At 43.2% G+C, this 25,849-nt stretch carries 22 protein-coding genes; 13 read left to right on the top strand and 9 right to left on the bottom strand.

Annotation, left to right across the window (positions count from 1 at the left end; genetic code table 11):
• Positions 1–3: 3 nt before the first annotated feature.
• Positions 4–1,359: a pyrimidine utilization transport protein G gene (gene rutG, locus ACP7BU_RS02405; protein WP_425877948.1), complete on the top strand. Its 1,356-nt coding sequence runs from the start codon at positions 4–6 to the stop codon at positions 1,357–1,359.
• 51 nt (positions 1,360–1,410) lie between these two features.
• Entirely contained in the window at positions 1,411–2,250 is an 840-nt protein-coding gene (locus ACP7BU_RS02400) for an NAD(P)-dependent oxidoreductase (protein WP_425878571.1), read from the top strand.
• Positions 2,251–2,433: 183 nt separating this feature from the next.
• On the opposite strand, the gene ACP7BU_RS02395 is transcribed toward ACP7BU_RS02400, so the two are convergent.
• The 3 genes from ACP7BU_RS02395 to lipA all read right to left on the bottom strand — a co-directional run bounded on the left by ACP7BU_RS02395 (position 2,434) and on the right by lipA (position 6,870).
• Positions 2,434–2,826, bottom strand: coding sequence for a carboxymuconolactone decarboxylase family protein (locus ACP7BU_RS02395; protein ID WP_195724929.1), 393 nt, complete (start codon positions 2,824–2,826; stop codon positions 2,434–2,436).
• A 172-nt stretch (positions 2,827–2,998) separates the two neighbouring features.
• Positions 2,999–5,503 (bottom strand): acyl-CoA dehydrogenase, encoded by a 2,505-nt coding sequence (locus tag ACP7BU_RS02390; protein ID WP_425877950.1) that lies wholly within the window; start codon positions 5,501–5,503, stop codon positions 2,999–3,001.
• Positions 5,504–5,856: 353 nt separating this feature from the next.
• On the bottom strand, positions 5,857–6,870 hold the full coding sequence (lipA, locus tag ACP7BU_RS02385) for a lipoyl synthase (protein WP_425877952.1): 1,014 nt from the start codon (positions 6,868–6,870) through the stop codon (positions 5,857–5,859).
• A gap of 213 nt (positions 6,871–7,083) precedes the next feature.
• On the opposite strand from lipA, the gene sthA reads away from it, so the two are divergent.
• The gene (gene sthA / locus ACP7BU_RS02380; protein WP_004646501.1) at positions 7,084–8,499 is read left to right on the top strand and encodes a Si-specific NAD(P)(+) transhydrogenase; all 1,416 of its coding nucleotides are present in this window, start codon (positions 7,084–7,086) and stop codon (positions 8,497–8,499) included.
• A gap of 96 nt (positions 8,500–8,595) precedes the next feature.
• On the opposite strand, the gene ACP7BU_RS02375 is transcribed toward sthA, so the two are convergent.
• The 5 genes from ACP7BU_RS02375 to ACP7BU_RS02355 form a co-directional block, all read right to left on the bottom strand.
• Complete coding sequence (locus ACP7BU_RS02375; protein ID WP_004279668.1) at positions 8,596–8,925, bottom strand: four-helix bundle copper-binding protein; 330 nt, start codon at positions 8,923–8,925, stop codon at positions 8,596–8,598.
• 279 nt (positions 8,926–9,204) lie between these two features.
• On the bottom strand, positions 9,205–10,170 hold the full coding sequence (locus ACP7BU_RS02370; RefSeq protein WP_425877955.1) for a TauD/TfdA dioxygenase family protein: 966 nt from the start codon (positions 10,168–10,170) through the stop codon (positions 9,205–9,207).
• 178 nt (positions 10,171–10,348) lie between these two features.
• Positions 10,349–10,483, bottom strand: coding sequence for a hypothetical protein (locus ACP7BU_RS02365; protein WP_004730126.1), 135 nt, complete (start codon positions 10,481–10,483; stop codon positions 10,349–10,351).
• Positions 10,476–11,690, bottom strand: a complete 1,215-nt coding sequence (locus tag ACP7BU_RS02360) for an MFS transporter (RefSeq protein WP_422195810.1) — start codon at positions 11,688–11,690, stop codon at positions 10,476–10,478. The genes ACP7BU_RS02365 and ACP7BU_RS02360 overlap by 8 nt, the downstream gene beginning before the upstream one ends.
• A gap of 157 nt (positions 11,691–11,847) precedes the next feature.
• Entirely contained in the window at positions 11,848–12,942 is a 1,095-nt protein-coding gene (locus tag ACP7BU_RS02355; RefSeq protein ID WP_425877957.1) for an OmpW/AlkL family protein, read from the bottom strand.
• 450 nt (positions 12,943–13,392) lie between these two features.
• On the opposite strand from ACP7BU_RS02355, the gene ACP7BU_RS02350 reads away from it, so the two are divergent.
• Positions 13,393–13,572: a hypothetical protein gene (locus ACP7BU_RS02350; protein ID WP_004646507.1), complete on the top strand. Its 180-nt coding sequence runs from the start codon at positions 13,393–13,395 to the stop codon at positions 13,570–13,572.
• Positions 13,573–13,858: 286 nt separating this feature from the next.
• Here the strand turns inward: ACP7BU_RS02350 and ACP7BU_RS02345 are convergent, their stop codons facing one another.
• Positions 13,859–14,647, bottom strand: coding sequence for an A1S_2505 family phage non-structural protein (locus ACP7BU_RS02345; RefSeq protein ID WP_004646509.1), 789 nt, complete (start codon positions 14,645–14,647; stop codon positions 13,859–13,861).
• A gap of 365 nt (positions 14,648–15,012) precedes the next feature.
• Between ACP7BU_RS02345 and uvrB the strand changes: the two genes are divergently transcribed.
• From uvrB to proB, 9 genes are all read left to right on the top strand, one after another.
• Positions 15,013–17,034, top strand: coding sequence for an excinuclease ABC subunit UvrB (gene uvrB / locus ACP7BU_RS02340; RefSeq protein ID WP_425877960.1), 2,022 nt, complete (start codon positions 15,013–15,015; stop codon positions 17,032–17,034).
• Positions 17,035–17,178: 144 nt separating this feature from the next.
• On the top strand, positions 17,179–17,766 hold the full coding sequence (locus ACP7BU_RS02335) for a lipocalin family protein (RefSeq protein ID WP_044112882.1): 588 nt from the start codon (positions 17,179–17,181) through the stop codon (positions 17,764–17,766).
• Positions 17,767–17,930: 164 nt separating this feature from the next.
• Positions 17,931–18,869: an EamA family transporter RarD gene (rarD, locus tag ACP7BU_RS02330; protein WP_425877962.1), complete on the top strand. Its 939-nt coding sequence runs from the start codon at positions 17,931–17,933 to the stop codon at positions 18,867–18,869.
• Positions 18,870–18,975: 106 nt separating this feature from the next.
• Positions 18,976–19,269, top strand: coding sequence for a hypothetical protein (locus ACP7BU_RS02325; RefSeq protein ID WP_005246824.1), 294 nt, complete (start codon positions 18,976–18,978; stop codon positions 19,267–19,269).
• Positions 19,270–19,445: 176 nt separating this feature from the next.
• Positions 19,446–20,741 carry a hypothetical protein gene (locus ACP7BU_RS02320; RefSeq protein WP_425877964.1) on the top strand — a complete coding sequence of 432 codons (1,296 nt, stop codon included), beginning with the start codon at positions 19,446–19,448 and terminating at the stop codon, positions 20,739–20,741.
• A 241-nt stretch (positions 20,742–20,982) separates the two neighbouring features.
• Positions 20,983–22,440: a glyceraldehyde-3-phosphate dehydrogenase gene (locus ACP7BU_RS02315; RefSeq protein ID WP_004279679.1), complete on the top strand. Its 1,458-nt coding sequence runs from the start codon at positions 20,983–20,985 to the stop codon at positions 22,438–22,440.
• Between the two features lie 182 nt (positions 22,441–22,622).
• Positions 22,623–22,997, top strand: coding sequence for a winged helix-turn-helix transcriptional regulator (locus tag ACP7BU_RS02310; RefSeq protein ID WP_425877966.1), 375 nt, complete (start codon positions 22,623–22,625; stop codon positions 22,995–22,997).
• Positions 22,998–23,405: 408 nt separating this feature from the next.
• On the top strand, positions 23,406–24,623 hold the full coding sequence (gene cgtA, locus ACP7BU_RS02305) for an Obg family GTPase CgtA (RefSeq protein WP_005107385.1): 1,218 nt from the start codon (positions 23,406–23,408) through the stop codon (positions 24,621–24,623).
• 27 nt (positions 24,624–24,650) lie between these two features.
• Positions 24,651–25,784, top strand: coding sequence for a glutamate 5-kinase (proB, locus tag ACP7BU_RS02300; RefSeq protein ID WP_005107384.1), 1,134 nt, complete (start codon positions 24,651–24,653; stop codon positions 25,782–25,784).
• Positions 25,785–25,849 lie beyond the last annotated feature (65 nt).

The raw sequence follows: 25,849 nt of genomic DNA, 5'->3' as shown, positions 1-25,849 counted from the left end.
CTCATGCAAGAAAAAGAAACGTGGTTTCCAAAATTTAAGCCTTACCAAGGCAATATCGATACCACCCCGGTTCAAACAGATGAATATCTGCCGGCTGGTAAAAGTATTATTCTGGGGTTGCAGCATGTGTTTGCCATGTTTGGGGCAACCGTGCTGGCACCGCTATTAATGGGGTTTGATCCCAATCTCACGATTTTTATTACCGGGATTGGCACTATTTTATTTTTCCTGATCACGGGCGGTCGCTTGCCAAGTTATCTGGGTTCCAGTTTTGCCTTTATTGGTGCCGTGGTTGCGGTGACTGGCTATTCCGGTGTCGGGGCAAATCCCAATATCGGGCTGGCACTGGGAGGAACCATTGCCTGCGGTATTGTCTATGCCTTGATTGGCCTGTTGGTGATGAAAACTGGCACCAACTGGATTGAAAAACTAATGCCACCGGTGGTCACAGGCGTGATCGTGATGATTATTGGTCTGCATCTGGCACCGGTCGCAATTAAGAGTGTTTCAGCGAACCAGTTTGATTCCTGGATGGCGTTAATCACGATTATCTGTATCAGTGTGATTGCCGTGTTTACCCGCGGAATGGTGCGCCGTTTGCTGCTGCTGTTGGGTTTATTGTCTTCCTACCTGATTTATTTCCTGTTCACCAACGTCATGGGCTTCGGATCTGCGATTGATTTTACCAAAGTCAGTGAAGCAGCATGGTTTGGTTTGCCGAATTTCCAGAGTCCGGTCTTTGAAATGAATGCCATGCTGATGATTGCACCAGTGGCCATTATTCTGGTTGCAGAAAATCTTGGGCACTTTAAAGCGGTATCCGCAATGACTGGTAAAAATCTGTCGCCGTATATGGGACGCGGTTTCTTTGCAGATGGGGTTTGTACTTCATTATCCGCTTCTGTCGGCGGTACCGGGATGACCACTTATGCTGAAAATATCGGTGTGATGGCAGTGACCAAAGTGTACGCCACCACCGTGTTTATTTTTGCCGGGATCTTCGCTATTTTGCTGGGACTTTCACCTAAATTTGGTGCGGTGATCAGTACCATTCCAGTAGCTTTATTGGGTGGCGCATCGATTGTGGTCTTCGGGTTGATTACTGTGGCGGGTGCCAAAATCTGGGTGGATAACCATGTTGATTTTACCAAGAACAGTACCCTGATTATTGGTGCGGTGTGTCTGATTATGGGGACAGGTAATTATAGCTTGCAGATTGGTGGTTTCGATTTGGGTGGTATCGGTACTGCGACTTTGGCTGCGATTTTGTTGAACCTGTTCCTAAATCGTGGTGAAGATAAAGAATTGCCTGAACCTGCATCGACCGCAACAGAAGTTGAGGTTAAGCCAGTCGCTTAATATAAGGAGTATTTTTTGAGTCATACAGTTGCATTTTTAGGACTTGGGGCAATGGGCTGGCATATGGCCTCCCATTTGCCAAAACTCGGACATCCGGTTTGGGTCTGGAACCGGACTGAACAGAAAGCGCTAGATCATGCTCAATCTTTCAGGACTCAGGCAGTGGGTATTGAACAGGCGGTTCAGGCAGATTTTATTTTTTCTTGCTTGCCGACCAGTCAGGATGTAGAGAAGCTAATTGCTGCACATCCACCTAAACCGGGTGCAATCTGGATTGACTGTACCAGCGGTGTACCAGAATCGGCCCAAAAACTGGCAAATCGATTGGAGCAACAGGGAAGCTATTACCTGGATGCTCCGGTATCTGGTCAGACTGTTGGGGCAGAAAAAGGCACTTTAACCGTGATGGTGGGAGGAAGTGAATCTGCCTTTACGCAAGCCAAACCGGTCATTGCTGCTTTTGCTGGGTTGATTGAATATGTGGGAGAAAGTGGTTCCGGTTTTGCAGTGAAAGCCATTAACAATACTTTGATGGCTACGCATTTATGGGCGCTGGCTGAAGGCTTAACTGTACTGAAAGGGCAGGGAGTTGACTTAAGCAGTGCGTTGAACTGTATTAATCATTCCAGTGGTAAAAGTAGCATGTCGGAAAATATCATGGCGCAGCGTGTACTGAGCCGTGAGTTTCATAAAACCTTTGCGCTGGATTTATTGCAGAAAGATATTGGTATTGCTTTAGAACTGGTGCAACAGCAGCAACTGGATTTATCAGTGATGTCTTTGGTTCAGCAACAGTTTCAGCAGATTGCCAGACCTCAGGCCAGCCAGCTGGATTTTTCCGCTGCGGTACAAGGATTGGAACAACGTACGCAAATTGAATTAAGGGGATAAAGTTTTTATTAAAACCTGTTATTAAGAGAAATAATTAATTTTCAATTAAGTTCATCGCAATAGATTTCTTTATCTAAAATATAAAAATCCGGGGATTTAAAATTCCCGGATTTTTATTTCAATTGCTTTAAATAGCCTAAGCTAATTTTAATATGACAAGCTCAAACAATTTAAATAAATATCTTAATTTTGTTGATTCGTCTCATATTCCTGAATGACTTCAAGCGCGGCACGAAACGCTTCCTGGGTTGCCGGTGCACCGCAGTAAGGCAGACTATGCAACAACACTTCCTGAATTTCCTCAACCGTTGCGCCGTTATTTAGGGCACCTCGCACATGACCTTTTAGTTCAGTGGGACTTTTTTGCGCGGTTAGAAATGCAATGGTAATTAAAGAACGATATTTACGCGGTAAAATACCTTCACGTTGCCAGGTCGAACCCCAGGCATGTTCATTAATCCAGTCCTGTAATGGCTGGGTAAAAGGCACGGTATTTTCCTGAGCACGCTGCACAAAGCTTTCCCCCATTACTTCAGTACGGACTTTCAAGCCATTTTCATAATCTTGTTGTGACATGCTTTATCCTCAATTTTATTATTGCTTTAGCTTAACGCTTTTAAGCCAAAATACTATCGTGCAATAGTCGTAAAAAAAAGTGGCTGAAAAGCCACTTATGAAGCTTCCAAAGTGAGGTATTGAAACATGGCTCCACTCTGGAATTTATGACACCTTTGATCAAAAGTTTGATTTAAGGTGATACTGAGTGTGAAGGATCAGTTTGCACTGAAGTATCGGTACCTGTAGCATCTTCCTTGATGAGATACGGATTCTCAAGCTCTAATACCTCATTCAAATGCAGATCGAATACATCGGTCAACATGCTGTCATAACGGCGCGCATTATAGTGCAGCAGTTTTTCTGCTTCCTGATCATTAATAAAGCCTTGTAGCTGTGCATCGGCTACATGCTCAGCAAAACTGAGTCCTTTAAATTGTCCTTTATTTTCAGCTTTTTTAAAGCGATCCCAGAGTTTTTCAATCTTGAGTAGCAGATTGAAAGTAGATTCCATACGGCCAGTGACATCATTTTCATTAATATTATAGTAGACATGTTTTTTGAGTGACCGCCGGAAAGCATTGTTTTCCATCATGCTGTTTGCTACCTGTTGTTTCAGCTGGTCTGATGGTTTCTGTACCGGACGGCCAAATGGGAAACATAGCAGTTTGACCATGCCTGCTGCTGCACCTGATGGAAAGTTAGCAAACAGGTCAAAAAATGCTTCTTGCGCTGTATACAGAGACTTTTCTACCGCAAGCTGTGCATGTAAACGCTCATCTTCAGTCTTTTTGCTATGCTCAAAATATTTCAGAATTGAGGAAGCAATAAACAGATGTGCATGAATATCGGCCAGACGACCCGAAAGCATTTCCTTACGTTTGATATCCCCTGCGAGTAAACCTAGGCACATATCCGCAGTTAAAGCAAAGTTGGCACTCAGCCGATTAATGATCTTATAATAAGGCTGGGTGAAATCAACCGCACTTTGCGGCGCAGCACTTGAGCCACCTGTAAAGGCATAGGCAAAGGAGCGAGCAGTCCGGTTAAAGGTGTAACCCAAATGCTTAAACAGCAAGTTATCAAAAGGATTTAGAGCCGCTGCCGAGTCTTCTGCCTGTAAGAGCTGTAATTCTTCATATAGATAAGGATGGCAGCGCATTGAACCCTGTCCAAAAATCATCAAGGAACGACTGAGAATATTGGCGCCTTCGACGGTAATGGAGACTGGAATTGCCTGATAGTAAGGTGCCAGAAAGTTACGCGGCCCCATCTGAATGGCACGACCACCGACCACATCCATGCCGTGATTGACCACTTTACGCATGCCTTCAGTTGCATAGTATTTGGCAATCGCCGTCATTACGGCAGGCTTGCCACCCTGATTCAGACCACAGGTGACCAGATAACGGAAGGCTTCCAGCATATAGGTGTCACTGGCGATTTCACTGGTGGCTTCCTGAACACCCTCAAACTTACCAACTGAAATCTTGAATTGCTGACGAATACGAGAGAAAGCACCCACATTTAAATAAGTCATTTCTGAAGTAGAAGTAGACAGCGCTGGTAGGGAGATGCCACGACCGACTGCCAAACATTCCATCAGCATACGCCAGCCTTTGCCGGCATTTTTGACGCCACCAATAATCCAGTCCAGAGGAATAAACACATCTTTACCTTCAACCGTACCATTCATGAATGGTGGTCCGGGGTTATGCCGTGGTCCCACTATTACGCCTTCATGACTGGCAGGGAGCAGGGCACAGGTAATGCCGTATTCAGTCTGTTCACCCAGAAGATGATCAGGGTCATACATTTTAAAGGCCAGACCCACCACTGTCGCAATTGGTGCCAAAGTAATCCAGCGTTTGGAAAAATTCATTCTCAGGCCTAAGACTTCCTGACCTTCAAACTGGCCATAGCAGACCACGCCCGTATCAGGAATCGCACCGGCATCGGAGCCGGCTTCCGGACTGGTCAAACCGAAACAGGGAATTTCTTCGCCTCGCGCCAGACCCGGCAGATAACGGTCTTTCTGTTCTTCGGTACCATAATGCAGTAACAGCTCGCCTGGTCCGAGTGAGTTCGGTACCATACAACTCACGGCTGTGGTCAGAGATCGCGAAGCAATCTTGCTCATCACCCGACTTTGGGCAAAGGAGCTAAAGGCACGACCGCCGTATTCTTTGGGAATAATCAGGCCCAAGAAACCATGTTCCTTAATATATTGCCAGACATGATCAGGCAGCGCTTTTTGCTCATGAATTTCCCATTCATCCAGCATGCTGCACAAGGTTTCAACTTCATTGTCCAGAAATGCCTGTTCTTCTAGCGACAGCTTTGGATAAGGATAACTGTTAAAGGTTTCCCAATTCGGTGCACCCATAAACAGCTCTTTTTCCCACCAGCTAGTTCCGGAGTCCAGTGCTTCACGTTCTGTCGGACTGATACTCGGCATGGCATTTGCCAGTGCTTTATAGGCCGGTTTGGAAATAAACGACATACGTAAAGGGTCGATCATCACTACAAGGCTAATTAGGATCAGCGGAATGCCGAGAATCAGCGACCATGGGCTAATAAAAGCGCAGACAATTGACACGATGATCAGCGCAATTGCACCCGCGCTACGGGAGAGCTCAAAATAGAAAACGGCCCATAAACTGAGTAATAGCAGTAGTACAGCAAATATAAATAGCATTGTTATAGTTCTCCAGATTTATACAACGCTGCCTGTGCCGAGATCTCATAGAATTTTTGTCACAGTTCATTCATTTTTTTGTCGATTGAGGATCGGACAGGTTCAGCATTGCACGTGTGAGAATGATCGTTTTCAAGTCTTGCAACGATATTTTTAAATCTTTCATCTATTTTTGAGATTGTTTGAAAAATGCTCAGTCTTCAAGTGAGAACGCGCAAAGAAATGTGAAGATAAGTAATGACTTAATCTTATCTAAAATAAAAATGGGGTTTAACACTCAGTAAAGATTTAAATTGAAGAGATAAAAAAGCCCTCTACAAGAGAGGGCTTTTATTTCATTAGTTTAAACAGGATTAAGCTTCAATGGCCTGAACTGCAATTTTCTTGGCAGGATCCACTTTACGACGCACTGCTGGTACAGGTTCGCCGTAGTATTGGCGGTCGGCAAAGTAGCTTGAACGAACCATTGGTGCTGCCCAGATATTACGGAAGCCCAGTTTTTGGCCATGTTCGGTATAACGCTCGAATTCTTCAGGTGTTACGAAGCGGTCAATCGCTGCATGTTCTTTTGAAGGCTGCAAATACTGACCAATCGTCACATAATCCACGCCATGCGCATGTAAATCATCAAGCAGAGCAAGCACTTCTTCTTCAGTTTCACCAATACCGACCATGAGACCACATTTGGTTGGTACGTCCGGGCAGTATTCTTTAAACATTTTTAGCAGGTTTAAAGAGTGCTGATAGTCAGAACCTGGACGCATGGCTTTATATAAACGCGGTACAGTTTCGATATTGTGGTTAAACACATCTGGCGGACATTCAGTCATGATACGCAGCGCGATATCTATACGGCCACGGAAGTCCGGCACCAGAATTTCGAGTAAGGTATTTGGGCTTAGAGCACGTGCTTCTTTAATACAATCGACAAAATGCTGTGCACCGCCATCCAGTAAATCATCACGGTCTACCGAAGTGATTACCGCATATTTCAAACCCAGGTTGGCAATGGTCTCAGCCATATGACGCGGTTCATCTGCATCCAGTGCATTTGGACGGCCATGAGCCACATCACAGAATGGACAGCGACGGGTACAGATATCACCCATAATCATAAAGGTCGCAGTACCGCCACCAAAACATTCAGGCAGGTTTGGACAGGCGGCTTCTTCGCACACCGTATGTAATTTTTGCTGACGTAATGTGGTTTTAATACGTTGAACTTCTTCAGGTGCCGCCATTTTCACCCGGATCCAGTCCGGCTTGCGTGGCGTTTCAACCGTAGGAACAACTTTTACAGGAATGCGGGCAACTTTTTCCGCACCGCGAAGTTTGACGCCCTGTTCAGGTTTACGGTTTTCAGACATATTCAACTTTTCCACTGTTTTTGAAGGGGGAGATACTCAAAGATAGCGCAGTTATTATAACGGACTTAGTTCTAAATAGGGCAAAAAGGGGTATTCATTTAAAAAATGTTCTTATCAAGCAATATATGTGAGTTAAATACACCAAATCAACAGGATTTACGTCATAATAAGAGTGTAGATTAAAGTGAATTTTTTAATTTTGAGGAGCGTTGAATGCCACGTAAAAAAGAGGTCGTTAGTGGGACTTTCGTTAAATATGATGCGGTAGTTCTAGGTTCGGGCCCTGCGGGCGAAGGCGCGGCAATGAAACTTGCCAAATCTGGTAAGCGTGTTGCAATCGTTGAGATGCGTGAACAGCTGGGTGGTAACTGTACCCATGTCGGTACGATTCCAAGTAAAGCATTGCGTCAAACAGTATCCAGTATTATCCGTTATCAACGTGATCCACTGTTTCAAAAAGTTGGGGACTGGAAGCAGTTCACTATGAAGCAAGTGTTGCGTCATGCGCATAAAGTTATTCAACAACAAGTAGATACACATTCACGTTTCTACGACCGCAATAAAATTGATATTTATCATGGTCGTGCCTACATTCAGGATCAAAATACCATTTTTGTATTTAACCCAGATGGCATTAAAGAAACGCTGATGTTTAAGCAACTGGTCATTGCCAGCGGCTCGCGTCCATATCGTCCAGACATTCTTGATTTTAATCATCCACGTGTATTTGATTCAGACAAAATTCTGGATCTGGACTATTCCATCCAGAAAATCATCATTTATGGCGCAGGTGTAATCGGTTGTGAATATGCCTCGATCTTTATTGGTTTGGGACATAAAGTTGACCTGATCAACACCCAACACAAACTTTTAAGCTATCTGGATGATGAAATCTCTGATGCGCTGTCTTATCACTTGCGTGAACAGGGTGTGCTGATTCGTCATAATGAACAGATCGACTTTTTAGAAACATTTGACGACCATGTGGTGATGCACACGCAAAGCGGCAAGAAAATTAAAGCCGACGCGATTTTGTGGTGTAATGGCCGTTCAGGCAATACCGATGGTCTAGGCCTTGAAAATGTCGGCCTGAAACCGAACAGCCGTGGTCAATTGACTGTGAATGATCAATATCAGACTGAAGTAGAAAATATCTACGCTGCCGGTGATGTAATCGGTTGGCCTTCGCTAGCCTCTGCTGCCTATGACCAAGGTCGTTGCGCAGGTGCCAACATGAGCGGCGAGAAAGACGTTGCGCCGGTGACTGATATTCCAACTGGGATTTATACCATTCCTGAGATTTCTTCGATTGGTAAGACTGAACAGCAGTTGACGGAAGAAAAGATTCCGTATGAAGTCGGTCAGGCATCGTTCCGTCATTTGGCACGTGCACAGATTACCGGTGATACTATGGGCGAATTAAAGATTCTGTTCCATCGCGAAACACTGGAAGTTTTGGGGGTACATTGCTTCGGTAATAATGCCTCTGAAATTATCCATATTGGTCAGGCAGTCATGAACAGCCCGAACAATACGATCAAGTACTTTGTAGAAACCACGTTTAACTATCCGACCATGGCGGAAGCTTACCGTGTAGCAACGTTAAATGGTATGAATCGTTTATTCTAAGTGAGATATTTTACTTAGACCGAAAAACCGCAAGTCTTCACTTGCGGTTTTTTTATTGGAAGTGATTAAGTCAGTCAAGTTGATCAAATCGAATTTTTAAGCCGCCATTTTTCGGCATTCTTCAGCACAGCGGCGGCATGCTTCGGCACATTGCTGACAATGTTCATCTTCATGATGACCACATTCTTCTACACAGTAGTCACAGGCTTTCGCACAAAGTTCACATATTTCATGCATGAATGGAGATTGCTTTTGTTCCATACGGGCACACAGCTGACAAATATCTGCACAATCCAGACAGCGCTGGATACACTCCCGCATCATCTCCAGATCTTCTTCTTTAAGACAGGCACTGGCACAGTTGGCACATGCCAGGGAACAGTTCATACAGGTTTGAACACAATCTGAAAATTGAAGCTGATTCATTGTTGTTTCCTCTATCCATACGGTTATTGCTGATTTTCTAATACGCTAAGCAGAAAAAAGAAAATACACTAGGCAGATTAGGTGAGGAAAAGTAAACAGGCGCTTTGTTTTGTTAAGGAATTTACTATCTATACTTATATTCAGAGTTAGATATTTTTATTATTCGAGAAAATAAAAAACCATTGAGCCGGTCAAAGTCTCAATGGTACAGGATGTATAGATGAGTCATTATTATCGAAGGTTGTAATGACCTTTCTTGTTGTTCGGATTTTCTCATTTCTAAAACGGACGGCTACCCGCCAGACTGATGCGTTTTAATAAACGGCGCTGATCAGCCGGGAATGGACGGCGGGAGTGCAAAGTCACTTGATTGTCCCAGAACACGATATCGCCAATTTCCCAGTGATGTTCATAAGCGAATTCAGGTTTTGAAATATGCTCACGTAATTTTGCGATCAGTTCGCTACCTGCCTGATCATCATAATTGACCAGCTCGACTTCGGTATACGTGTTTAGCCAAAGCGCTTTACGGCCGGATTCAGGATGAGTGCGCACCAGCGGATGTGGATAGGCATGACTTAATATGGGCTGATCTTTAAAGCGATACAGCGGACTATTGCCGTAACCTTGATCATCAGCCTGATCTCTGGTTTTTTGACGGCGCACGAAAGGGTTGTAGGTAATCAGTTGTAGCTGATCGATCTCTGCCTTAGTTGTTTCATTGAGTGCATCATAGGCTTTAATGGTATTGATCCAGCTGGTCTGACCGCCGTCCTCAGGCAGTTCAATCGCATATAATAGGGAACCAAAAGAGGGTAATGGTGTCCATTGATGATCGGCATGTGGAGTCAGTTCACCATGCCCGGTGTAATCTCCCTGACCAACAGCATTGGAAACCGGCACGACATCGGGTGGAACACCGCTATCGGACTGCGCAGCCAGTACCGGTGTATCTGCACCGGGACGGAAAATGGAACCGAAATAAGTTGAAAATGCCAGATACTGTAAATCATCCAGACTTTGCTGTTTGAAGATCAAAATCAGATGCTCGGCCAGAGCCTGTTTTAATTTTAGAATGGTTTCGGATGACTGGGCTTTCCGGGCATCGAGACCATAGACCACTGCGCCTAAGGCCTGACCGGTTTGCGGTACAATCTTGATTTCATCCGGATGTTGCAATTGATCTGGCTGATGCCAGCGTGGGGCATCATGAATGGCTTGTGAAAGTTGGGTTAAGCTGGTCATTATAAAGTCTCAGAATTTTCTTGTTGATGAGAATCTAAGAAAATTCCGGACTGAAATAAAATCAAAAGAAATGATAAGTTTATGAATAATCTGTTATTTTTACTATTCAGTTGATTTTGAAACATTTAACTTATTGTGCGATGGATTGCGCATTTTCTGCTGAGGATATTTCAACAGTTTAGTGTGCGCAGAAAGCCTGATTAAAATATTCAAACAGCTCAGGGGTTTGTAACCACAGTCCAATCGACAAAGCCAGTAAAAGCAGGATTGCCACCACAATCGAGAGTTTGAGTTTCAGTAGAGAATCAGTCATGGACGATTTGCTCCTCATTGACCCAGAAATGCACCAGTACGCCAAAAATGCTGAGGACAATTGATAGCATCCACACCGCATTATAATTGCCGCTCAAATCATGGTTGACTCCACCGAGCCAGCCACCAAAAAATGAGCCAACCTGATGGGTAAAGAACACGATGCCACTGAGCATGGTCAGATATTTCACCCCGAACATATTCGCCACAATGCCATTGGTCAGCGGAACGGTCGATAACCAGAGTAACCCCATAATGACACCAAAGCTATAGACTGTCCATGTGCTGAGAGGCAGCATGAGAAAGGCAATAATCGCAATTCCACGCAATGCATATAATCCCATCAGTAGATGCGGTTTGGAATATTTGCCGCCCAGCCAGCCGGCCGTATAGGTGCCTACCACATTAAACAGACCCACTAAGGCTAAGAAGATCGTACCGGTTGTGGCATTAAACCCATGATCAATCAGATAGCCAGGCAGGTGAATGCCAATAAAAACGACCTGAAAACCACAAACAAAAAAGCCCATAGCCAGAAACCAGAAGGGTTTATGATTTTTCACCACCACCAGAATCTGTTTAAAACTGAGTGAGACTTTATTGGGTGTAGCGGCTGCGTTGGGATTAACATACATCGGTGCTTTCAGCATCCAAGCCAATGGCACAATCAGGGCAATCAAAATAGCACTGACCACCAGTGCCGCTGACCAGCCGACATTCTGTAATAGCAGCAGGGTCGAAGGCAGCATGATAAACTGACCAAAAGATCCGGCCGCACTGGCAATTCCCATCGCCAAACTGCGTTTTTCTGGTGGGGCAGCACGCCCGACCGCAGACAATAACACCGGAAATGAGGTGGCAGACAGGGCGAGGCCCAGAATCAGACCTACACTCAGATTAAGCAATAATCCGGTTGAGCTAACTGCCATCAACAGTAGACCGATTGCATATAAGGCGCCGCCTACAGCCACCACAATCTTGCTGCCATATTTATCGGCAAATGCCCCGGTAATTGGCTGAACTGCACCCCAGATCAGGTTTTGCATAGCAATGGCCAGGCTAAAAACATTATGACCCCAGCCAAATTCTTCGCTCATCGGCACCAGATACAAGCCAAATGCATGACGTACACCCAATGACAGTGCCAAAATGATGGCAGAGCCAATCAGCATAAAAATAAGAGCTTTGGAAAATTGACTGTCAGCCATACGTCATTCATGCCTATAAAGTTGATATGTATAGTATTCGATTCAAGCAATAGAGGCGATTAAATAAATATTGATCAAAAGATAAATTTTTTTTATTTAATATATTAAGCCTAAAAAAACGGCCGAAGCCGTTTTAATTAAAAATCGGATATTGAGCTTAGAAACGCATCCCAATCCCGGCATAGGCCAGAATCGGATTGACTTCGATATCGGCTTTAGAGCGAATCAGTTCACCTAGATTTGCATCTGTCACTGTAATTGTCGTGTCATTTTTTAGATGTGCATAAGAGACTGAACCGACTGCAAACCAGGTTTCATTAAAGTCATAGCTAAAGCCGACCGTGGCCACAGGCGCGAAAGCATCGGATGCTTCCAGATCAACTTTCGGGTTGGCTGAACTTGGCGTGCCATCCAGAGAAGCACCAGCTTTTCCTTCCTTGATATTGGCAATCATATGTCCGGCAGCAATCAGGTCTTGCTCGGTACGTGAGTTAATTTCCAGTTCATTGAAATAGGCATACATGACACCTAAGCCGACATAAGGCCGGAATTTATTGACCCCGGTTTTACCAAAGTGATACTGGAATTCAAAGGCAGGTGTCCATGCGCGGGCAGAAGCCGCCGGCCCATAAGCTTCCAGATCAGTAATGAGAATATCATTTTTCAATTCAATGCCAGGTAAATCAATTCCACCTGGAATTTGTGGAATTAAATCAAGACTTGGAGTCGCAAGCGCAGAAAAAGGCGCGTAGATTTTACCACTGCCTTGCAAGTCTACTTTAGGTGGAATGCCGGCTTTCATTTCAAAAGAAATATTATCGGTAAAATAGTAATTGGTCATAATGCCTAAGGTGGTGACATCATCCGCTTCCAGGCCAGTACCAGGATTATTCCAGCTTTCCAGTCCATAAATTTCAGCTCGCCCACTGAGCGCTGCAGGCAGTGTTTCTGTACCAAGTCGATCCAGAATATTAACAAAAACAGAGGAAAGGTTTGGATCCATGTCTGGATCAAGATTATTTTTCACAGAGTCAATTGAGATATCACCTACTTGTGATGTTTCACCTTCTTTGACAGCAGTATTCACTTTAAAGGGCTGGGCCTTGCCTTGCGGCATCACATGCAATGCACCGACCGATACCGAAAAGCGCTTAAAGCCATCTCCATCTTGCAAGCTAAAATAAGGGGAATCTGCATGCGCGACCATAGGTAAAGTGGCTAGGCCTGCCATACATGCCAGCAATGTTTTCATTGATTTGGAACTCCATGTCCAGTTTGTTTATTCGTTTTTCTAGTTAACTAATTATGTGAATTGCCTTAAAAAATTCAGTTATAGAACAACAGGTCAAAAGTTAAGCGATGGTTAATATTGGTAACCGATGTATATTTTTTGTTTATCTCTCTTGAGTTTTAAGAAATGAGTAGTATGTAAAAATCATTATTTTTATCTGACTAGCTTAAGTATAAAAGTGAAGGAAATTTGCTCTTGAGAGCGTTAAAATTTCAATTGAATGAATTTTTATCATGGAATATCTAGAGGAGAGTTTAGGTAAATTTTAGGCTGTATTACTTCAAGCATTTACCATCATGGGATGATTTTTTATTTTTCCAAAACAAGAGCATATGAATTTATCCAAGATCCTGCTACCCAGTCGACTGAGTTTTTTTGTACAATAGCTACATATATTATTGAGTGAATCACATGAGCACCCAAACTCCTCCCAAAAAAAAGCCCCTGGTTAATTTACCTTTCCCGATCAAGCAAGCAGAGCAAAATGCTGCAGAAGAAGTTCTGGAAGATTTAAGACCAAGACCGCAGCGTTATGCTGACCGTACCTGGATGCCACCACGTGGTACGCGCCGTTCAATGGGCAAACGCTAATTGATCAGACTCGAAAAGCTATGATAAATCATGGCTTTTTTTGTGGAAGTTTTTAGGGAGTTGGTGAGCAATATTTGATTTATTTTTCGAGCAAATAGAAAATGGTGCTCTAATTTATCCAAATCTCTTTCAATTTTATTCTTAATAAAGCAAACGAAATATTTAAGCTCTCTAAATGCCAATCAAAATAAAATCCAGGCCTAATTGATTTCATATTCGATATTTTAGCCGCCCAGAAAAAAGCCAATTTAAACATTGGCTTTTTTTGAAAGATATTTTGATAGCACTAACGAATGCTTTTACGCGCTTTATTTTCCGGTTTCGGTGGCGCAATTTCTCGCTCACCTTGCCAGACATCGATAAAATCTTTCTCGTTAATATTATAAAGTTCTAGTAGTGCTAAAATCACGCCTCCAAACAACATGGCACCTTCTGAATGGCTCTGAAAATCGACCAGCTTGGTATTTAGGTTGTGCAGGATATCTTCAATTTCAAAGACACGTTCCCGCCCATTGCTGTCGGTCGGATAGATCTGGGTATTTAAAATAATTCTCGCCAGACTTTTTTCATTTTCGGTCAAAGGCAGTTCTTCAATCAATTCATCGCTGGCCGGAGTTAAAATGACTGAATCGCGAAATATGGTATGTAAGAAATTTGCGCTTAATTTTGGCAGCGGCTTTTCGACAAAAGGACGGAAAGATTGTGGGAAAATTACATTGCGTGAGATGCCTTTAAACATCGGTGCAATTTCCTCGACTTTATAACCTGCGATCCCACAGCCCAAGGAAGTAATAAAATATTTATTTTTAGGATGATTTTTGGTGTAAATCTTAAAGTCATCAATATAGTGTTGAATTTGTGAGAGCGGCATTTGTTGTAAATGCTCGTTCATTGTTGGAATAGCATAGCTCTGACCCGCCCAGCCACGACCCACGCCCATGACTGCACCAAAATGCTCAAGTGCCGTTCTGGCAGCTCCACCACCATGCTGTCCAGCCAAGTTACTGCCAAAAACAAAAACCGTATTTTCCGGAAGGGATTTAACAATACTTTCATCGTGATAGTGGTAAGTCATAATTGTCTATTCTAGGCCGTCCTGATCTTCATGTTGCCCGTGAAATGAATAGGGGTCAAGGCAAAATTGTGCCGGACTAGCCAAACAGATAGGTCAATATTCCACCCATGATCCAAAACAGGATGCCGAGTACGCCCAAATAAAGCTGCTGGCTGAAAATGCTTGGTTTTTTCTGTATTTATTCCCTTTGTAACTGTATATTTTATTGATGATTTTTCAAACTAGAGAGTGAGTCAAGCGCTAACAAATAATGAATGCTAATATTGTTTTATTTTACCAAACAGAAACCTAAGCAGGGATTGAGTAATTCCAATTTACCCTCATAATAAATCAAATCTATATCCGCAGCGAAGTCAGCGAAAGCTATGAGTGATAAAAAACCCTTTGAATTAGTGACCAGTTATCAACCAGCAGGCGATCAGCCACAGGCCATTAAAAAACTTGTCAAAGGCATTGAACAGGGTTTTCATGATCAGCTTTTACTGGGGGTTACTGGGTCTGGTAAAACCTATACTATGGCCAATGTCATTGCACAGACACAGCGTCCGACCATTGTCATGGCACATAACAAAACTTTGGCTGCACAGCTCTACGGCGAATTTAAAGCATTTTTCCCCAATAATGCCGTCGAATATTTTGTCAGTTATTATGATTATTATCAGCCGGAAGCCTATGTGCCATCTTCAGATACTTTTATCGAGAAAGATGCTGCAATTAATGACCATATTGACCAGATGCGCCTTTCTGCAACCCGTTCACTCCTAGAGCGACGTGATGCGATTATTGTCGCATCGGTATCTGCGATTTATGGTTTGGGTGATCCAAATGCCTATATGAGCATGTTGCTGCATGTGGTGGAGGGTGACCGCATTGGCCGTGATGATATTATTCGCCGTCTGGTTGAAATGCAGTATTCGCGTAACGAACTGGAATTTCTGCGTGGTACTTATCGTATTCGCGGTGAAATTATTGATATTTTTCCGGCTGAATCGGATCAGGATGCCATCCGGATTGAACTGTTTGATGATGAAGTTGACTCCATTCGCTGGTTTGATCCGCTGACCGGGAAAATGGTTCGTAAAGTACCTCGCGTGACCATTTATCCTAAAAGCCACTATGTGACGCCTAAAGACAATTTATCCCGTGCGATTGAAACCATCCGAGACGAACTTAAAGAGCGTCTGGTGTTCTTCCGGGAAAATGACAAACTGTTGGAAGCCCAGCGGATTGAACAGCGGACACGCTATGATCTGGAAATGATGCAGCAATTAGGTTATACCAACGGCATTGAAAATTACTCACGTCATTTATCTGGACGCCCTGCGGGTGAAGCGCCGCCGACCTTGTTCGATTATATTCCGGATGATGCCTTGCTGATTATTGATGAATCGCATGTGACGGTGCCGCAGATTGGTGCCATGTACAAGGGTGACCGTTCGCGTAAGGAAAATCTGGTCAATTACGGATTCCGTTTGCCAAGCGCGCTGGATAACCGGCCGATGAAATTTGAGGAATGGGAACGGATTGTGCCGACGACTGTTTATGTCAGCGCAACGCCCGCACGTTACGAGCTGGAAAAATCCCAACAGATTGTCGAGCAGGTGGTACGTCCAACTGGTCTGATTGATCCAGAAATTGAAATTCGTCCAGTTTTGACGCAGGTCGATGATGTGCTTTCTGAAATTAATTTGCGTAAAGATATTAATGAGCGGGTACTGGTCACAACCTTGACCAAGCGCATGGCCGAAGATTTAACTTCTTATTTGAAAGAATACGGGATTAAGGTCGCTTATTTACACTCCGATATCGATACCGTCGAACGTGTCAAAATCATTCATGAACTGCGTACTGGGGTGCATGATGTACTGGTTGGGATTAACCTGCTGCGAGAAGGGCTGGATATGCCGGAAGTGTCACTGGTCGCCATTCTGGATGCGGATAAAGAAGGTTTCCTGCGTTCCGAGCGCTCTCTCATTCAGACCATTGGCCGCGCTGCACGTAACTTGAAAGGTAAGGCGATTCTGTATGCAGACCGAATCACTGATTCGATGCAGAAAGCCATTGATGAGACAGACCGTCGTCGTGCCAAGCAGATTCAGTTTAATGAAGAACATGGCATTACCCCGCGCAGTGCAGTGCGTCAGGTGATCAAGGAAATTGATACCGGTGAAGTATTGGATGATGATTCAATTGAATTGAAAGCCTCGGATCAGGCACGTGCGATCAGTGCGGATGAGCGGCATATCATGGCAGATCCAAAAATGTTTGCGAAACACATTAACAAGCTTGAAAAGGAAATGCTGAAAGCTTCCAAAGAGCTTCAGTTTGAGCAGGCTGCGCGTATGCGTGATGAAATTGTGCGTTTAAAAGCTCAGATGTTTGATTGAGTGGTTTAGCATGTAATTATATTTAAATTACGTAAAATCAATCACAAAGCAAACACAATGTAACAAATTAAGGGCTGTGATAAAGCTATTGTATGAACAGAATTTTTTAAATAAATATTTTGTGAACATGCAATAGGTATCTTTATGACAACTCAAAAATCTTCACGTACCGGATTAAAGCTGGCAAAAATTGCGGTGGGTAGCGCGGTTCTTCTCGGTTTAGGCGCCGCTACTATGGCTTATGCGAAAGACGAGCCATTACCGACCATTGAGAAAGTTGAACTGGACCGTTATTTGGGCACCTGGTACGAAGTGGCACGCAAACCTTTATATTTTCAAAACAAGTGTGATCGTGATGTCACAGCGACTTATACTTTAAATGAAAATGGCAATATTGTGGTGGATAACCGCTGCATTAAAAAAGATGGTGGACAAACCCAGTCATTGGGTGAGGCATTTGTGCAAAATCCACCGCAGAATACCAAGCTAAAAGTCAGTTTCCTGCCAGACTTTATTCGCTGGATTCCGGTCGCTCGTGGCGATTATTGGGTCTTAAAACTGGATGAAAATTATCAAACTGTTCTGGTCGGTGAGCCAAAACGTAAATATATGTGGATACTCTCACGTGATCCGCAATTGGATAAAAATGTGGTGAATGAATATTTACAATATGCACAGTCTGTTGGTTATGACTTGAGCGATGTGATTCATACCAAACAAACTCAAAGATAAAAATATCGTCTTAATGGAAACCATGCTTAGGTATGGTTTTTTTTATTTTACGTGTCGAAAGACAATCTAAAATCTAGAGATAACTACATTTTAAATAGATGAAGCATCAAGCTTTCTATTGTACTAATCGTTATAATGCCGGCGAATGAAAGTAGAGTTTGACTATGTATAAAGGCATCGCGTTATCTGTCTTGGCCTCTGTGGTTTTTGGAGTGCTTTATGTATTTACGCCTTTTTTACAGCCTTTAGATAGTGAACAGACCTTTGCATGGCGCATGCTGGCAACTTTACCATTTCTGACTGCCTTCATGTGGTGGTCGGGTGATCTGAAACATATCGGCAGTATTTTTAAACGGGTGTTACAACAGCCTTCCTTTTTGATCTGGTTGCTGATCAGCTCACTGTTGTGTACCACGCAATTATGGTTGTTTCTATGGGGGCCTATCAATGGACGTGGCCTCGAAGTCTCGCTCGGTTATTTTCTGCTACCTCTGGTGATGGTGCTGGTCGGTTGTGCGCTTTACAAAGAAAAATTGTCATCCTTCCAGATGGTTGCGGTTGCTCTGGCAGTATTGGGGGTAGGGCATGAAATCTGGCGTATCGGTTCAATTGCATGGGAAACGGTTTATGTCGCTTTAGCATATCCACTTTATTTCTTTATGCGGCGTAAATTCGCGACCGATCATCTTGGTGGATTCTGGTGGGATCTATTTCTGATTTTGCCTGTGGCATTTTATTTGGGCTTTATCTATAGCGATTCCATGCCGCTCATGTTGAATCATTCCCACTTGATCCTGGCAGTTCTTGGATTAGGCTTTTTAAGTGCGCTCGGTTTGGGTAGCTATATTTTGGCCAGCCGATATTTGCCCTTTGTCATCTTTGGACTGTTGAGTTATTTGGAGCCGGTACTGCTCGCTTTTGCCTCGATGGCGCTGGGTGAGCGCGTGGAATCAGGTGAGTGGTTGACCTATATTCCAATCTGGCTGGCTGTTTTACTGCTGGTTGTGGAGGGAATCTTGCATTTAAAACAGCAGCAGCTGAAAAAATATGAGCTGGCAAATAAAGCCGCACAGCTAGAAAAAATCAGAAAAAATAATGAATAATGTGGTTTGCATAAGCATTATATTCGTCAGACAATATTGACCTGATTATTTTCAAAATCGTCTACTTTGTTTAAAAGAATGTTTTCTATATTTTAAGGGGATAAACATGTCACAGATTGCGATTCCATATCAGTTACGTGCACGTTTATCACAACTGGAACCAAGTCTGGATTTAAATTGGGAGCGAGAGCTTCGTACTGTTCTGGCAGAAGTTTCACCAGAATTAAAAGAAAGTATTGATTTTCAGATTTTAAAGCCCAAGAAAATTCTTTGGGATCGGGAAATGGATCAATACCGCTATCAGGCTCACCATTCGGTAGAACGTCTCAGCCAAAAATTTCTCAATGACCAGATGCGTTACTATGCCAGTACCTTTGGGTTGTCACTAAAAAGTTTGTAGGGTTTGAATGATAGTTTGCAAATCGCAGACTATCTGGAAAACGTCCTGGAACAAATTGATAAAATTGACGTCAATGAAAATTTTCAGATGCAGCGTGAAAAGCTGGAACTGCGTCGTACATTTTTATTAAATGCTGCTGAAATTTTCGCGGCCTCCGCTTACAGCCGGTTGAAGGGGTGCGTCAGCTTACCGAACAGCACATTAAATACTTTATTATTGAAGTTTTTATCAAGCAGCAATTGTTGGGTTATTGGCATAAGCCGCTGTTAAAAAAACAGACGGCGGAAATGACGCATCCACTTTTCCGTTATTTCCTGATTAAAGAACAGCAGATTCGTCATTTTGATATTGTCCGTACCTCGCAATTTCTATTTATCGTTGCGCCGGTGATGGATGTGCAGCAAAACTCGTATTCGATTCGCCGTTTCCTGATTGAAGAAAAAGGTGCACTTGAAGATCAGGTCTACCTGAATATCCTGATTCTGGACTTGCAGGATGACATGGATGAAGCGGTGGTAGAAACCCTGAAATCACAGATGCAGCGGATGGTGACTTTACAGAGTCAGATTCATTTGGATGTAATCGACATTGTGCATACACTGGAACAGGTGTCTGAACAGAAGTTATTACCTTTACTGGTTGAGCCCATTCACGTTGTAGAGAAAAATGCCGATGTGGTGGCACAACGTCACCTGAAGCAGTTTGAAGAAATTATGACGCGTGAATTGCTTTTGCCGATGCGGGATGCCATTCGTGATCATTTGTCGCATCTTGAAGAGTTTGATTATCTGTATCTGCATGTCCATAAAATATTTACAGAAATTCTGGCCTATTACCGCGATTTCAAGTCCCAGCCGGGTTTCATGTTTAATCAGTACATGCAGAATTTTGAATATAAACTGCTGGCTTTTATCCGTTTACTGGAAAAGCGTAAAGCGGAAACCTTTATTCCTACCCACCGTAATGAATGGCAAGTCATGCATCAGCGTTCACAGCAGGCTGTTCTGGATATTCAAAATACGATTTCTGAAAATGTACAGCAATACCGGGATCTGAAAAAATATATTAATACACTGCAGCGGCAAAAAGTGGATGAAGAGAAAAAATCCGTATTTAAAAAGTTGTGGCGTAAAAATAATTTCGATGAGGCGATTGATACCGCGCTCAATCAATTGCAGCAGTTAAAGCGTAGTATGTTTCTGGAAATTATTCAGGTGCCAAGAACACATGAAAACTGTAGCGTATTTCTGGAATTTGAAAGTTTGCAGCATTTACAGCAGGTTGATCGCCACTATGCTTTTCCCTCTGGGGACAATGGCCTGACCCGTTTACCTTTGCTCATTCATTTGCCCGAAACCTATGATGATTTCGATGTAGAAAACTTCAATGCCTCCATGAGTCTGGACATGAATTTTTCAGCAGGGAGTAGAATCCAGCCTGAACAGGGCGGGACGCTAAATTTTGAAATTTAGATTTGTTTGAATAAACAACATTTAACAAATTTGTGTCAGGTACGAAAAAAATAGTGGTCTTTAGAATTTTCGGATGCAAAATCATTCGGCTAATTACAACTATTTTTGAAATTTATAGTGAATATACGTTAAAAACTACCCGTCTCAACGAGCTTTTGATTCAAACTTGCGGCCAATTCCATTACAATTGTCGGGTTTAGAAATTTATGCTTAGATTTACAATTAATTAGAGGACGTATCTGTGAGCAAAGACACTATTGTTGCCCTCCATGCAGAACACCAAGGTCGCTGGAAAAACCGTGAAGAACTTGCGGAACGTATGATTGCCCTTGTTGGCCAGTTATATCGTGAAAAAAATATTGTAGCTACAGTTTATGGTCGCTCTTTAATTAACCGTTCTGTGATTCAGATTTTGAAAGCACATCGCCGTACTCGTGTACTGGACGTTGAACTTTCTGTAGTTGATACTTTCCCAATTCTTGAAGCATTGGTGAAAGTAGAAAACATCGGTTCTGCTGAAGTTGATCTGGGTAAACTTGCTGTTGAATTTAAAGAAAAAGGCGGCGACATCGATGCATTTGTTGCAGACGCTGTTAAATCGATCGAAGGCAATGCTGCTGCTGTAGAACATAAAGATGTGGTTCTTTATGGTTTCGGTCGTATTGGTCGTATCCTGGCGCGTTTGATGATTGGTCAATCAGGTCTGGGTCGTGGTCTTAGCCTGAAAGCAATCGTTGTTCGTAAATCATCTGATGGTGATTTGGAAAAACGTGCTTCTTTACTGCGTCGTGACTCTATTCACGGTCCATTTGCAGGCACAATTTCTGTAGATGAAGAAAACGAAGCAATCATTGCCAACGGTAACTTCATCAAAGTGATTTATGCTTCTAATCCTTCTGAAGTAGATTACACTGCATACGGTATCAACAATGCACTTGTGATCGACAACACGGGTAAATGGCGTGATGCTGAAGGCCTTGCTCAACACCTTAAATGCCCGGGCGCTGCTCGTGTGATTTTGACTGCACCTGGTAAAGGTGACATGAAGAACGTAGTTTACGGTGTAAACCAAGCGGATATCCTTGATGAAGATACGATCATCTCTGCTGCAAGCTGTACGACTAACGCGATTACACCTACACTGAAAGTATTGCATGACAAATACACAGTGTTGAATGGTCATGTTGAAACAGTTCACTCGTTCACGAACGACCAGAACTTGATCGACAACTACCATAAAGCTGACCGTCGTGGTCGTGCTGCAACATTGAACATGGTCATTACTGAAACTGGTGCAGCGAAAGCAGTAGCGAAAGCGCTTCCAGCTCTTCAAGGTAAATTGACAGGTAACTCTGTACGTGTACCTACACCAAACGTATCTCTTGCGATTCTTAACCTGACTTTAGGTCAAGATGTTGATCGTGATGAAGTGAACGAATACATTCGTCAGATTTCAATCGGTTCTAGCCTGCAAGGTCAAATCGGTTATACCAACTCGACTGAAGTGGTATCTTCTGACTTTATCGGTTCACGCACTGCAGGTGTATTTGACGCGCAAGCAACGATCACTTCAGGCAACCGTTTAACTGCTTATGTTTGGTACGATAACGAAGTGGGTTATAGCTGCCAGGTATTGCGTATTGCTGAACAAATGGGCGGCGTAAGCTATCCAAAAGTTCCTGCTGAAACTAATGCATAATTAGTATTTAGCTAAAAAAGAGCCTCATTTGAGGCTCTTTTTTTATGATTTTTTTATTTAAAGCAGACTTTTTAATCTAATAAGAATCGATAAATCTGCTTGCTGGCGAAATATGAATCTGATAACTTACAAAGAGTAAGTATATTAAAACGAGTAAGTAATAAAAATATTGTGAGAATGTTATGACAAATTATGCAATCAGCCCGTTACTGGGGCAGGTTTTATCAACTGAATGTCCATCACGTGAAATATTGGAACACCTTGCCAATAAATGGTCGGTCTTGGTTTTGCGTTGCCTGAGTGAAGGGGTGCATCGTTTTAGTGAACTGAAACAACACATTGAAGGGGTAAGTGAAAAAATGCTCTCCCAGACTTTAAAAATGCTAGAACAAGATGGTTTTATTTTGAGAACGGTTTATCCGGTGGTGCCGCCAAAAGTGGAATATCAATTGACGATTACTGGCTCACAAGCGGCTGAAAAAATCATGTATTTAATTGGCTGGATTGAAAAAAGTCTGCCAGTTATTTTAGAGCATAAACAAAGTATTATTAAATAGTTTTCATTAAGTGGCAGGAATGCAGTGTTTATGAAAATACAAAATTTGAACTTATCTTGGTGTATATAAAATACAGATTTTAAAAGGTATCCGCATCAGAATATTTTCTTGTGAACACGGCTTTTGAAAAATTTACTCCTCTATAAATTATTTTAAAAATCATTAAGAAATTCACAAAAAGAATTTCCAAAATAGGGGATAGTATTAGGGCAAAAGCGCTTGATTTCCTACCACTTCTTTTCCATCTTTTAAGCATTCTGTTTCTAAATCTATGCCTTAGATAGGTCAAATAGGCTTGGTGAGAAAACGACTAACTAAGATTTATGGGATTGCTGCATAATTCTATTCGAGAAATTCTTTAAAATATGGCAGAATATGGGGTTTTAAAGTTTTTAGAGGATTGGCAATATGCGCTTTGTTGATGAAGCAGTCATTACCGTAGAGGCTGGCGACGGTGGCAATGGCGTAGCCAGTTTTCGCCGTGAAAAATTCGTGCCATTTGGTGGTCCAGATGGTGGTGATGGTGGTCGTGGCGGCAGCATTTATATTCAGGCTGACGACGACACCAGTACGCTAGTTGATTATCGTTATACACGTAAATATCGTGCAGAACGAGCAAAAAATGGCCGTGGGGCGAACTGTGCTGGTCGTGGCGGTGAAGATACCGTATTAAAAGTTCCGGTAGGAACAACAATTGTAGATGTTGAGTCTGGTGACATTATTGGCGACTTGATCGAAGACGGTCAACGCGTGAAAGTTGCAGCAGGCGGTGATGGTGGTTTGGGTAATACCCACTTTAAATCATCGACCAACCGTTCACCACGTAAGTGTACGCATGGTCAAAAAGGCGAATTCCGTGAAATCCGTCTAGAGCTTAAAGTTCTGGCAGATGTCGGCTTGCTGGGTATGCCAAATGCGGGTAAATCAACCTTCATTCGTGCAGTCTCGGCAGCAAAACCAAAAGTTGCAGATTATCCATTTACCACCATGGTGCCAAACCTGGGTGTGGTCGATGCCGATAGTCACCGTTCATTCGTGATGGCGGATATTCCGGGCCTGATCGAAGGCGCATCTGAAGGTGCAGGTCTCGGGATTCGCTTTCTGAAGCATTTGGCGCGTACCCGTATCTTGTTGCATATAGTTGACGTACAACCGATTGATGGCTCAGATCCGGCACATAATGCCAAAGCAATTATGAAAGAGTTAGAAAACTTCTCCCCAACGCTTTCAAAACTGCCGATCGTATTGGTGCTGAACAAAGTCGATCAGTTGGCCGAAGAAACCCGTGAAGAATGGTGTACCCATATTCTTGAAGAATTGCAGTGGGAAGGGCCGGTTTTTGAAACTTCTGGCTTAACGGCTGAAGGCACCAAAGACGTGGTTTACTATCTGATGGATCAGATCGAAGAGCAACGTGAACGCGAAACTGAAGATCCAGAATATGCAGCAGAAATGAAAGCATTCCGTGATCAGCTTGAAGCTGAAACACGAGAACAAACCATCGCTGCAAAAGAAGCGTATCGTGAGATGCGTCGTCAGCAACGTCTTGCCGGTATTCTGGGCGATGATGAAGATGATGAAGATGGCGATGATGATAGTGATGTGGAAGTGTACTACGTACGCTAATCTCTGAGAGAAGAGTCTGAGGACAAGATGATAGAAGTGGTAGATGGGCAGCGTCAGCTCAAGGGTTGTAAACGAATCGTTGTTAAAATCGGATCATCTTTACTCACAGCAAATGGACAAGGTTTAGATTTAGATGCCATCTCGCATTGGGCGGGACAAATCGCAGATCTACACAATGCAGGACACGAGATTATTCTGGTGTCTTCCGGTGCTGTGGCTGAAGGTATGGTGCGAATGAAACTTGAGAATCGACCCACCGATCTACCCAGTCTTCAGGCTTGTGCTGCCATCGGTCAGATGGGTCTGATCCATACTTGGTCAAGCGTACTAGAGAAACACCAGATTCGAACTGCGCAAGTATTGTTAACCCATGATGATCTGGCAGATCGTCGTCGTTATCTCAATTCATGTGATGCTTTGCAGAACCTGATTGACTGGCGTGTGATTCCGGTGATCAATGAAAATGATACTGTTTCGACTGACGAAATTCGCTTTGGTGACAACGACACACTTGCTGCGATGGTTGCGGGTCAGGTGCATGCAGACCTTCTGATTATCTTAACGGATCAGGAAGGTATGTTTGACTCAGACCCGCGGTCTAATCCAGATGCCAAATTGTTCCATACGGTACGTGCGATGGATGAAAGTCTGTTTGATATGGCCGGTGGAGGCGGTAAATTTGGTCGTGGTGGTATGCTGACCAAAGTTCGTGCAGCCCGTCTGGCGGCAAAATCTGGCTGTCCGACCTTAATTGCAAGTGGTGATAGTGATGGTGTTCTATCACGTCTAATGTCTGGCGAATTGTTAGGTACCTTGTTTGTCACTGACAAAGACCGGATGACAGCGCATCAGCAATGGTTGGCAGCACACCTGCAGACTGCAGGTCGTTTAGTGATTGATGATGGTGCAGTAAAAGCCATTAAAGACAATCATCGCAGCTTATTGCCTGTCGGTGTAAAAGCAGTTGAGGGGCACTTCGAACGTGGCGATGTGGTGGAATGTGTTGATCGACAAGGTCATCGCATTGCTGTAGGGCGTGTCAATTTCAGTTCGCGTTCTGCGGAAATCGTTAAAGGTTTGGCATCAGATAAAGTACATCAGGTGTTAGGTGAAGCACGTTCACTAGAAATGATTCATCGCAATCATATGGCGATTTATTAAGTCATTCAGATTCAAATTTAAAGATTCAAAAAATCCCGCTTTCGAGCGGGTTTTTTTATGACATT

The sequence above is a fragment of the Acinetobacter sp. 40AMC3-4 genome (genome assembly GCF_049898185.1).
Classification (GTDB): domain Bacteria; phylum Pseudomonadota; class Gammaproteobacteria; order Pseudomonadales; family Moraxellaceae; genus Acinetobacter.
Note: the sequence above shows the minus strand (reverse complement) of the source record. Positions and strands in the feature narration are given on the sequence as shown.

Bases quoted from the DNA above. Each gene is read 5' to 3' on its own strand.
- rutG (WP_425877948.1), top strand. From the start codon at position 4: ATGCAAGAAAAAGAAACGTGGTTTCCAAAATTTAAGCCTTACCAAGGC.
- ACP7BU_RS02400 (WP_425878571.1), top strand. From the start codon at position 1,411: ATGGGCTGGCATATGGCCTCCCATTTGCCAAAACTCGGACATCCGGTT.
- ACP7BU_RS02395 (WP_195724929.1), bottom strand. From the start codon at position 2,826: ATGTCACAACAAGATTATGAAAATGGCTTGAAAGTCCGTACTGAAGTA.
- ACP7BU_RS02390 (WP_425877950.1), bottom strand. From the start codon at position 5,503: ATGCTATTTATATTTGCTGTACTACTGCTATTACTCAGTTTATGGGCC.
- lipA (WP_425877952.1), bottom strand. From the start codon at position 6,870: ATGTCTGAAAACCGTAAACCTGAACAGGGCGTCAAACTTCGCGGTGCG.
- sthA (WP_004646501.1), top strand. From the start codon at position 7,084: ATGCCACGTAAAAAAGAGGTCGTTAGTGGGACTTTCGTTAAATATGAT.
- ACP7BU_RS02375 (WP_004279668.1), bottom strand. From the start codon at position 8,925: ATGAATCAGCTTCAATTTTCAGATTGTGTTCAAACCTGTATGAACTGT.
- ACP7BU_RS02370 (WP_425877955.1), bottom strand. From the start codon at position 10,170: ATGACCAGCTTAACCCAACTTTCACAAGCCATTCATGATGCCCCACGC.
- ACP7BU_RS02365 (WP_004730126.1), bottom strand. From the start codon at position 10,483: ATGACTGATTCTCTACTGAAACTCAAACTCTCGATTGTGGTGGCAATC.
- ACP7BU_RS02360 (WP_422195810.1), bottom strand. From the start codon at position 11,690: ATGGCTGACAGTCAATTTTCCAAAGCTCTTATTTTTATGCTGATTGGC.
- ACP7BU_RS02355 (WP_425877957.1), bottom strand. From the start codon at position 12,942: ATGAAAACATTGCTGGCATGTATGGCAGGCCTAGCCACTTTACCTATG.
- ACP7BU_RS02350 (WP_004646507.1), top strand. From the start codon at position 13,393: ATGAGCACCCAAACTCCTCCCAAAAAAAAGCCCCTGGTTAATTTACCT.
- ACP7BU_RS02345 (WP_004646509.1), bottom strand. From the start codon at position 14,647: ATGACTTACCACTATCACGATGAAAGTATTGTTAAATCCCTTCCGGAA.
- uvrB (WP_425877960.1), top strand. From the start codon at position 15,013: ATGAGTGATAAAAAACCCTTTGAATTAGTGACCAGTTATCAACCAGCA.
- ACP7BU_RS02335 (WP_044112882.1), top strand. From the start codon at position 17,179: ATGACAACTCAAAAATCTTCACGTACCGGATTAAAGCTGGCAAAAATT.
- rarD (WP_425877962.1), top strand. From the start codon at position 17,931: ATGTATAAAGGCATCGCGTTATCTGTCTTGGCCTCTGTGGTTTTTGGA.
- ACP7BU_RS02325 (WP_005246824.1), top strand. From the start codon at position 18,976: ATGTCACAGATTGCGATTCCATATCAGTTACGTGCACGTTTATCACAA.
- ACP7BU_RS02310 (WP_425877966.1), top strand. From the start codon at position 22,623: ATGACAAATTATGCAATCAGCCCGTTACTGGGGCAGGTTTTATCAACT.
- cgtA (WP_005107385.1), top strand. From the start codon at position 23,406: ATGCGCTTTGTTGATGAAGCAGTCATTACCGTAGAGGCTGGCGACGGT.
- proB (WP_005107384.1), top strand. From the start codon at position 24,651: ATGATAGAAGTGGTAGATGGGCAGCGTCAGCTCAAGGGTTGTAAACGA.